Source organism: Neisseria sp. P0001.S005 (genome assembly GCF_051963715.1).
Map to the genome: position 1 here is coordinate 1 of NZ_JBQCTZ010000152.1, position 8226 is coordinate 8226.

Below are 8226 nucleotides of genomic sequence, written 5' to 3' on the forward strand. Positions count from 1 at the left end.
AGGACCGTGAAACGACTCAGCGCCGATGATAGTGTGGTTCTTCCATGTGAAAGTAGGTCACCGCCAAACACCCATTCTGAAGCCCCCGACTGATGTCGGGGGCTTTTTACATGCCTGTCGTTTCTGTCGGTTTGGTGGGAGGTAACAGGTATTGTATGATTACCCTGTTGTTATTCTTGAACAAAAGTACCGGAAGTTACGGTTAACTGTTTAGAATATTTGAAATCAAACGATATTTGCGTTAATATGGCGTAAGCATTTATGTGGGTATGGGCTGTTGCCCTATCTGCGTATGTGACAGTGTTTACCGCTTGGAATAAAACCATTCTGTAGACTTCCTGACTGATTCAATCAAACACGTTATGGGAAAAAATCTGATGAAGAAATTTTTATTTGGTGCATTTGCCGCCGTCTGTGCGGCGTTCTCTTTGGCTGCCGTGAACATCAATACCGCGTCTTCTGCCGAACTGGAGGCCTTGCCGGGTATCGGTCCGGCTAAGGCGAAATCGATTGTGGAATACCGTCAGAAGAACGGTGCGTTCAAATCGGTGGAGGAGCTGAAAAACGTGAAGGGCATCGGTGATGCGGTGCTGAACAAGTTGAAGGCGGAGGCGACGGTTTCTTCTGCCGCGCCTAAGGCCGCCCAGCCTGCCGTGAAAAAATAAGCCTGACGGTTAACTGCCGTATACGCCGCCCCGAGGCCGAACCGCTTGCGGTTCGGGTTGACGGGCGGCTTTGTATGGGGCCGGGAATGAAGACCTGGACAAATGGAGACTTTACATTGGGTAAAGGGATAAATGGATAGCCTCTTGTCGGATGAGGATATAAAAGATAAAGGAAATAAAGAGATGTACTTAAATGTATTTGATGGAAAACGGAATAGGGCAACTGTACAGAGGGGCTACTCTTTGATACAGCTGTTGGTGGTCATGCTGTTGGTTTCGATATTGGCGACGGTGGCATTTACGGCCTACCGGGAATCGGTCCGCTCGGCCAACCTGCGTGCGGCGCATGCCGCCCTGCTGGAAAATGCGCGCTTTATGGAGCAGTTCTATACGAAAAAGGGCAGCTTTAAGCTGACGTCGACGAAGTGGCCGGAGCTGCCGGTGAAGGAGGCGGGTGGTTTCTGTATCAGGATGAGCGGTCAGGCTAAGGGGATCTTGGAGGGGAAGTTTACTCTGAAGGCGGTGGCGTTGGACAGGGAGGCGGAGCCGAGGGTGTTGCGCTTGAACGAGTCGCTGACGGCGGTGGTGTGCGAGAAGATGAAGGGGAAGGGCAGCTGTATGGACGGCGAGGAGATATTTAGGGGCAATGATGCGGAGTGTCGGCCTTTTACGGGGTAGAAACCTGATCGAAAGGGAGGATGCGGATAAAGAAAAAGGACGTGCACAGGCACGTCCTTTGGTGAATGAAGATGGGTTATTCGCTCCAGCTGACCCAGCCCAGCATCCAAGTATTGTTCCTGCTAACACAACCAATCTCAGTTAGCTAAGGAAGGAGATGAAATATTTAGTCTCGTCAGATTGGCACACTATCAATTTTCAGACGGCCCTTTGTTATAATCTTCTCTTTTCCTGAACATAAAACAGGCCGTCTTATGGAAGTCATCCAATATCCCAATTCTCCGTTTAAACTCCATCAGCCATTTCCTCCTGCCAGCGACCAGCCCACTGCCATTGCCGGCTTGCTCGAAGGACTTTCAGACGGCCTTGCCTACCAAACCCTGCTCGGCGTAACAGGGTCGGGCAAAACCTACACCATGGCGAACGTCATCGCCCAAAGCGGCCGACCCGCCATCATCATGGCGCACAACAAAACCCTTGCCGCCCAACTCTACGCCGAAATGCGCGAATTTTTCCCCGAAAACGCGGTGGAATATTTCGTCTCCTACTACGACTATTACCAGCCCGAAGCCTATGTGCCCAGCCGCGATCTGTTCATCGAAAAAGACAGCGCGATCAACGAACACATCGAACAGATGCGCCTTTCCGCCACCAAAAACCTGATGACGCGCGACGACGTGATTATCGTCGCCACCGTGTCCGCCATTTACGGTATCGGCGACCCGACCGAATATCAACAAATGGTGTTGTCCGTCAAAGAAGGCGACACCATCGAGCAGCGCGACATCATCGCCACGCTCGTTTCCATGCAATACGAACGCGGCGACTTGGACTTCAAACGCGGCAGCTTCCGCGTGCGCGGCGATGTGATTGACGTGTATCCCGCCGAAAGCTCCGAAAACGCCTTGCGCATCAGCCTGTTTGACGACGAAATCGACCGCCTCGATATGTTCGACCCGCTTTCAGGCAGCCTGCACCAACGCGTCGGCCGCTACACCGTCTTCCCGTCCAGCCACTACGTTACCCCGCGCGACACCGTATTGCGCGCCTGCGAGTCCATCAAAGAAGAATTGCGCGAACGCATCGAATTTTTCGCCCGCGAACAACGCCCCGTCGAGCAACAACGCATCGAACAGCGCACCCGCTTCGACCTCGAAATGCTCTACGAAATGGGCTTCTGTAAAGGCATCGAAAACTACTCCCGCCACTTCTCCGGCAAAAAAGAAGGCGAACCGCCGCCCACGCTGATGGACTATCTGCCTGACAACGCCATCATGTTCATCGACGAAAGCCACGTTACCGTTACCCAAATCGGCGGCATGTACAAAGGCGACGCATCGCGCAAACAAAACCTCGTGGACTACGGCTTCCGCCTGCCTTCCGCCCGCGACAACCGTCCGCTCAAATTCCACGAATTTGAAAAAGTCATGCCGCAAACCATCTTCGTTTCCGCCACCCCGGCCAAATACGAAGAAGAACACGCTGGACAAGTGGTCGAACAAGTCGTCCGCCCCACAGGGCTGGTCGACCCCAAAATCATCATCCGCCCCGTTGCCACCCAAGTCGATGATTTAATGAGCGAAATCAACGACCGCATCCAAAAAGGCGAACGCGTACTCGTTACCACCCTCACCAAACGCATGGCAGAGCAACTCACCGACTATTACAGCGAACTCGGCATCAAAGTACGCTACTTGCACAGCGACATCGACACCGTAGAGCGCGTTGAAATCATTAGAGATTTACGCCTCGGCCTGTTTGACGTACTCGTCGGCATCAACCTCTTGCGCGAAGGCTTGGACATCCCCGAAGTCTCCCTCGTCGCCATCCTCGACGCCGACAAAGAAGGCTTCCTGCGCTCCCACCGCAGCCTGATTCAAACCATAGGCCGCGCCGCTCGCAACGTGAACGGCGTTGCCATCCTGTACGCCGACAAAATCACCGACTCCATGAAAGCCGCCATCGACGAAACCGAACGCCGCCGTGAAAAACAGATTAAATTCAACGAAGAACACGGCATCGTGCCACAGCAGATTAAAAAACAGGTCAAAGACATCATCGACGGCGTGTACCACGAAGAAGACAGCGGCAAAGGCCGTAGACAAGGCAAAAACAAAGTTAAAGTCGGCGAAATCCACAACGAAGAAGACGCGATTAAAGAAATCGCCAAACTGGAAAAAGCCATGCAGCAGGCGGCTAGGGATTTGCAGTTTGAAGAGGCGGCTGTGTTAAGGGATAGGATTCGGGGGATTAAAGAGAGCCTGTTGTTTGGGGCGGAGTAAAATTTGTATTTTGGAGATTAATAATGGCAATATCTGAAAAAATTTCAAAAATTATTTGGGGGCAATGTGCTGCAAAATGTTGTATTTGTAAAAAAGATTTAATTAAGAAAAATGAGAAGAACCATAAAAAAATTGTATTAATTGGAGAAATTGCTCATATCGTTGCTGCAAAACCAGCGGGACCCAGGGGGGATTCTAAATTAACACAGGAAGAAAGGGATTCTATCGATAATTTAATGCTTTTGTGTTCAGATCATCATAAGGAAATCGATGACTCCCCTGATGATTATAGTATTGAATATCTAATTGAAATTAAAAATAAGCATTTAAAATGGATTGAGAATAAATTTTCTCAACCTAAACCATGGAAATTAAGATTCTCTATTTTTTTCTATTTAAATATCCCCCGTCTTTCAGAACAAGCAGCCCGTTTAAACCATAAAGTAGATTTGGAATATTTTGATAAAAATAGCAGCCTACATAGTTTAGGATATGAATTAAACTATTTAATGATTTCTTTTGAAAACACTCTAAAAAATATAGAATTAAATGCAATTCCTCTTGATGATCTTATTCTTCATGAAAGCATTGTTGGAAGACTTGTTTCATTTGATCAGAAACGATTTAGAACAAAAAATATTAATGTAGACATGGTAGATGAAGTAGCTTTAATGAATACTCAATTCAGCGGGAATTGGGAAAAAGATCCACACATATATACCAAAATAAATTCTTTTAAAATTATTATGGCAATCAATCCACGATGGATTACAACAACGACAGCATTTGTTCATTTTCGTCCCAGCAGCGGACATGCTACTTTTTCAGGTTTAGGAATTATTACTAGTGTTGATTATATTAATTCCATCATAACAGTTACTCCGTTCGCTATTGGTTTATTTGATTGGATGCAAGCACTATTTTCTAACATGGGTAACTATGAGCAAGCGTAGGTCGGATACTTGTATCCGACAAAACCTTTAACATTCCTGTCGTTGCAATCCATTGCAGCAATGCCTAAAATGTCGGATTCGAGAATCCGACCTACAAAATCATTCCGAGTATAACACTATGAATACCGTCGTTTTTACCGCAATGGCGGCACTTACTTTTTTACGGTTGTAACCAATAAACGGTAGAAGATTTTGACCGATGATGCAGCAAGCGTAGGTTGGGTCAAGCTCCAACAAAACTGTTAAATTTCACAACATGTTGGGTTTGCAACCCAACCTACATTTTGCTCAATTACCATATAATAAAAAGGTCGTCTGAAAACCGTGAATCCGTTTTCAGACGACCTTTGTTTCATTTCAGGCAACGAATATAATAACGCATAGCAAGCGCAGATTAAATATTTTATTTAACACAGCAACTTTGGAGATAATAAATGAGCATTGAATATTTATTAGATATTTTAAAAGATAGGGGATATATCAGCATTCAAGATGATAGAAACTTGCATGGAAGAGCATCCAGTAATCATTTATTGAGTGAGTTACGGAAGAATGATAAATCAGGCATGGAATTAAAAAAATATGGTATGTATCGTCCAACAGAATTAGTAGACATTTATTGGATTCAAAATGATACCCATGAGGATATTCACGATGGTGTGTTAGATATGAAAAATATTATGGAAGATATTTATTTGGAAGAACTCCACAAATTACAACAAGACATGTAGCAAGCCGTAGCCTGTATCTCCACCAACCGCGTTCGTGGCTGCGCCACACACCCCACCTGCGGGCGGCACAAACTTTAAAACCGACGTGTAGGGTGTGTGCGGTACGCACGCACGCAGTGTTTGAATTAACCGGTAATCTATACATAAACAAATCTGTACAGCCCACCAAAACAACAAAATCCCATAGGTACAGCTCACCGCCTCAAGCGGCGTAATCGTACGCATGTTAAAGGCCGTCTGAAAGCATAGCTTCAATGAAGCTAAAACCGCTTTTCAGACGGCCTTGTTTCTTTCATTTTCTCAAATCCCCATAATCCGTCATTCCCGCGCAGGCGGGAATCCAGAAGTTTGAAATTGCAGCAGTCTTGAAATGTTCCCGAAATGCCGAAGTCTGGATTCCCGCCTGCGCGGGAATGACGGCGGAGGTTTCGGCAAAATTGCTCCTCCCGTTTTCAGACGGCCTTTTGCCTCGTCAATGTGCATTGTAGCGTGGGCTTTGTCCACGACAATGCTGGGTAAAAGAAGTCGTCTGAAATTTTGTTTTTGATTCGTGAGCAAAGCCCACGCTACGGGTTTCAGACGACCTCTGCCATCTCCCTTCTACATCTCTTCCAATTTCGCAAACTTGGTATCCAGCTCTTTTACGCCCTGTTTGCCGAAGTTGATGGTCAGTCGGGCAGATTCGCCTTTATCCACGGCGTCGATAATCACGCCGGTGCCGAATTTGGCGTGGCGGACGTTTTGTCCGATGCGGAAGCCTGCGTAGGTTTGGGGCTGTTTGTAGTCGTCGATGATTTTGTCTTTGGGCGCGGCGGTTTGGCGCGGGCTGCCGTAGCTGTCGTAGGCGTTTTTTTTGACGGACAGGTAGTGCAATACTTCGGGTGGTATTTCTTCGACGAAGCGGGAGACGATGCCGAATTGGGTTTGTCCGTGCAGCATGCGCTGCTGCGCCATGGTGATGTAGAGGCGTTTGCGGGCGCGGGTGATGGCGACGTACATGAGGCGGCGTTCTTCTTCGAGGCCGCCGCGTTCGGCAAGGCTCATTTCGCTGGGGAAGCGGCCTTCTTCCATGCCGGTGAGGAAGACAGCGTTAAATTCCAAGCCTTTGGAGGCGTGGACGGTCATGAGTTGGACGGCTTTTTCGCCTGCGCCTGCTTGGTTTTCGCCGGATTCGAGGGCGGCGTTGCTGAGGAAGGCGAGGATGGGGAAGGCGGGGTCGTCTGAAATGTTTTCGGGCAGGGTTTCAAAGTTGCTGTCTTCGGGTTTGAACTCGATGGCGGCGTTGACGAGTTCGTCGAGGTTGTCGAGGCGGTCTTGGTTGTCGCCTTTTTGGGTTTTGTAGTGTTCGGTCAGGCCGCTGTCTTTGAGGATGCCGACGATGATTTCGGACAGGGGCATTTGTCCGACTTGGTTGCGCAGGGCTTCAATCAGGCGGACGAAGGCGGCGATTTTGGTGGCTTTTGCGCCGGCATTGCAGGCAGCCTGCCAGAGGGTGATGCCTTGTTCGTTTGAGGCCGTCTGAAGGTTTTCGATGGTGCGTGCGCCGATGCCGCGCGGCGGGAAGTTAATCACGCGCAAGAGGGCGTTGTCGTCGTCTGGATTGACGGCAAGGCGCAGGTAGGCGAGCGCGTGTTTGATTTCTTGGCGTTCGTAAAAGCGCAGGCCTCCGTAGATTTTGTAGGGAATGCCGCTGCGGAACAGGCTTTGTTCGATGACGCGCGATTGGGCGTTGCTGCGGTAGAGGACGGCGATTTCGTCCAAATTCCAGCCTTCGCGTTCGAGGGCTTTGGTTTCGTCAACGATGAACTGGGCTTCTTCGAGGTCGGTAAAGGCGGAGTAGTAGCGGATTTTGTCGCCTGCTTCGGCATCGGTGCGCAGGTTTTTGCCGAGGCGTTCGTCGTTGTTTTCGATCACGGCGTTGGCGGCGGCGAGGATGTTGCCGACGGAGCGGTAGTTTTGTTCGAGTTTGACGGGCGCGTCGATGTGGAACTCTTCCATCAGCGCGGTCATGTTGCCGACGTGCGCGCCGCGGAAACGGTAGATGCTTTGGTCGTCGTCGCCGACGGCAAACACTGCCGCGTTGCCGCCTGCCATGAGTTTGAGCCAGGCGTATTGCAGTTTGTTGGTGTCTTGGAACTCGTCGACGAGAATGTGGTTGAAGCGGTTTTGGTAGTGTTGGCGCAGGATTTCGTTGCTTTGCAGCATTTCGTAACTGCGGAGCATAAGCTCGGCGAAATCAACCACGCCTTCGCGTTGGCAGACTTTGTCGTATTCGGCGTAGCATTCAATCATGCGGCTTGTGTGCGGGTCGGGCGCGTTCAACACGGAAGCGCGCAAACCGGATTCTTTTTGCGCATTGATAAAGCCTTGTAGCGAACGCGGCGCGATGATTTCTTCGGCGATGTTGAGACTTTTGAGCAGGCGTTTGATAAGGGAAAGCTGGTCGCCGCTGTCGAGGATTTGAAAGGAAGACGGCAGTCCGGCATCGCGGTGGTGCAGCCGTAGAAAGCGGTGGCACAAGCCGTGGAACGTGCCGAGCCACATGGCGCGGACGTTGATGGGAATCATCGTGCCGAGACGGGTTTGCATCTCTTTGGCGGCTTTGTTGGTAAACGTTACCGCCATAATGCTGTGTACGCTTGCCTGACCGGTTTGCAAAAGCCATGCGATGCGCGTGGTCAGTACGCGCGTTTTGCCGCTGCCCGCGCCTGCCAAGACGAGGGCAGATTGCGGCGGCCAGGTTACGGCGGAGAGTTGTTCGGGGTTTAAGCCTTGCAGGAGGTTGGGGGCGGATTCGTTGGGAAACATGAAGAGGCCGTCTGAAAAGAAATGGGAATGCAATATTTTAAAGGAAATACAAAAGGCCGTCTGAAAAGATGTTTCAGACGGCCTTTGTGTTGGAAGCCGATTAGAACGG

Annotated in this window: 6 protein-coding genes and 1 pseudogene; 6 read left to right on the forward strand and 1 reads right to left on the reverse strand. The window is 49.7% G+C overall.

All coding sequences use genetic code 11. The features are described from left to right. Nucleotides 1-377 precede the first annotated feature (377 nt). The 6 genes and pseudogenes from ACTHSP_RS14990 to ACTHSP_RS15015 all read left to right on the forward strand — a co-directional run bounded on the left by ACTHSP_RS14990 (nucleotide 378) and on the right by ACTHSP_RS15015 (nucleotide 5309). The gene (locus ACTHSP_RS14990) at nucleotides 378-665 is read left to right on the forward strand and encodes a ComEA family DNA-binding protein (RefSeq protein WP_036472233.1); all 288 of its coding nucleotides are present in this window, start codon (nucleotides 378-380) and stop codon (nucleotides 663-665) included. A 264-nt stretch (nucleotides 666-929) separates the two neighbouring features. Continuing rightward, the gene (locus ACTHSP_RS14995) at nucleotides 930-1343 is read left to right on the forward strand and encodes a type IV pilin protein (RefSeq protein WP_070747509.1); all 414 of its coding nucleotides are present in this window, start codon (nucleotides 930-932) and stop codon (nucleotides 1341-1343) included. Between the two features lie 254 nt (nucleotides 1344-1597). Continuing rightward, nucleotides 1598-3625 carry an excinuclease ABC subunit UvrB gene (gene uvrB / locus ACTHSP_RS15000; protein ID WP_440346355.1) on the forward strand — a complete coding sequence of 676 codons (2028 nt, stop codon included), beginning with the start codon at nucleotides 1598-1600 and terminating at the stop codon, nucleotides 3623-3625. Nucleotides 3626-3648: 23 nt separating this feature from the next. Further along, the gene (locus tag ACTHSP_RS15005) at nucleotides 3649-4578 is read left to right on the forward strand and encodes an HNH endonuclease (RefSeq protein ID WP_440346356.1); all 930 of its coding nucleotides are present in this window, start codon (nucleotides 3649-3651) and stop codon (nucleotides 4576-4578) included. A 120-nt stretch (nucleotides 4579-4698) separates the two neighbouring features. Continuing rightward, nucleotides 4699-4761 (forward strand): annotated as a pseudogene (locus ACTHSP_RS15010) (REP-associated tyrosine transposase); the annotation flags it as partial. 251 nt (nucleotides 4762-5012) lie between these two features. Next, entirely contained in the window at nucleotides 5013-5309 is a 297-nt protein-coding gene (locus ACTHSP_RS15015) for a hypothetical protein (RefSeq protein WP_070439879.1), read from the forward strand. Nucleotides 5310-5909: 600 nt separating this feature from the next. On the opposite strand, the gene uvrD is transcribed toward ACTHSP_RS15015, so the two are convergent. Beyond that, on the reverse strand, nucleotides 5910-8117 hold the full coding sequence (uvrD, locus tag ACTHSP_RS15020; RefSeq protein ID WP_440346357.1) for a DNA helicase II: 2208 nt from the start codon (nucleotides 8115-8117) through the stop codon (nucleotides 5910-5912). Nucleotides 8118-8226 lie beyond the last annotated feature (109 nt).

What these genes read in the sequence shown, in the direction of transcription:
- ACTHSP_RS14990 (WP_036472233.1), top strand. Translation starts at nt 378, where the DNA reads ATGAAGAAATTTTTATTTGGTGCATTTGCCGCCGTCTGTGCGGCGTTC.
- ACTHSP_RS14995 (WP_070747509.1), top strand. Translation starts at nt 930, where the DNA reads ATGCTGTTGGTTTCGATATTGGCGACGGTGGCATTTACGGCCTACCGG.
- uvrB (WP_440346355.1), top strand. Translation starts at nt 1,598, where the DNA reads ATGGAAGTCATCCAATATCCCAATTCTCCGTTTAAACTCCATCAGCCA.
- ACTHSP_RS15005 (WP_440346356.1), top strand. Translation starts at nt 3,649, where the DNA reads ATGGCAATATCTGAAAAAATTTCAAAAATTATTTGGGGGCAATGTGCT.
- ACTHSP_RS15015 (WP_070439879.1), top strand. Translation starts at nt 5,013, where the DNA reads ATGAGCATTGAATATTTATTAGATATTTTAAAAGATAGGGGATATATC.
- uvrD (WP_440346357.1), bottom strand. Translation starts at nt 8,117, where the DNA reads ATGTTTCCCAACGAATCCGCCCCCAACCTCCTGCAAGGCTTAAACCCC.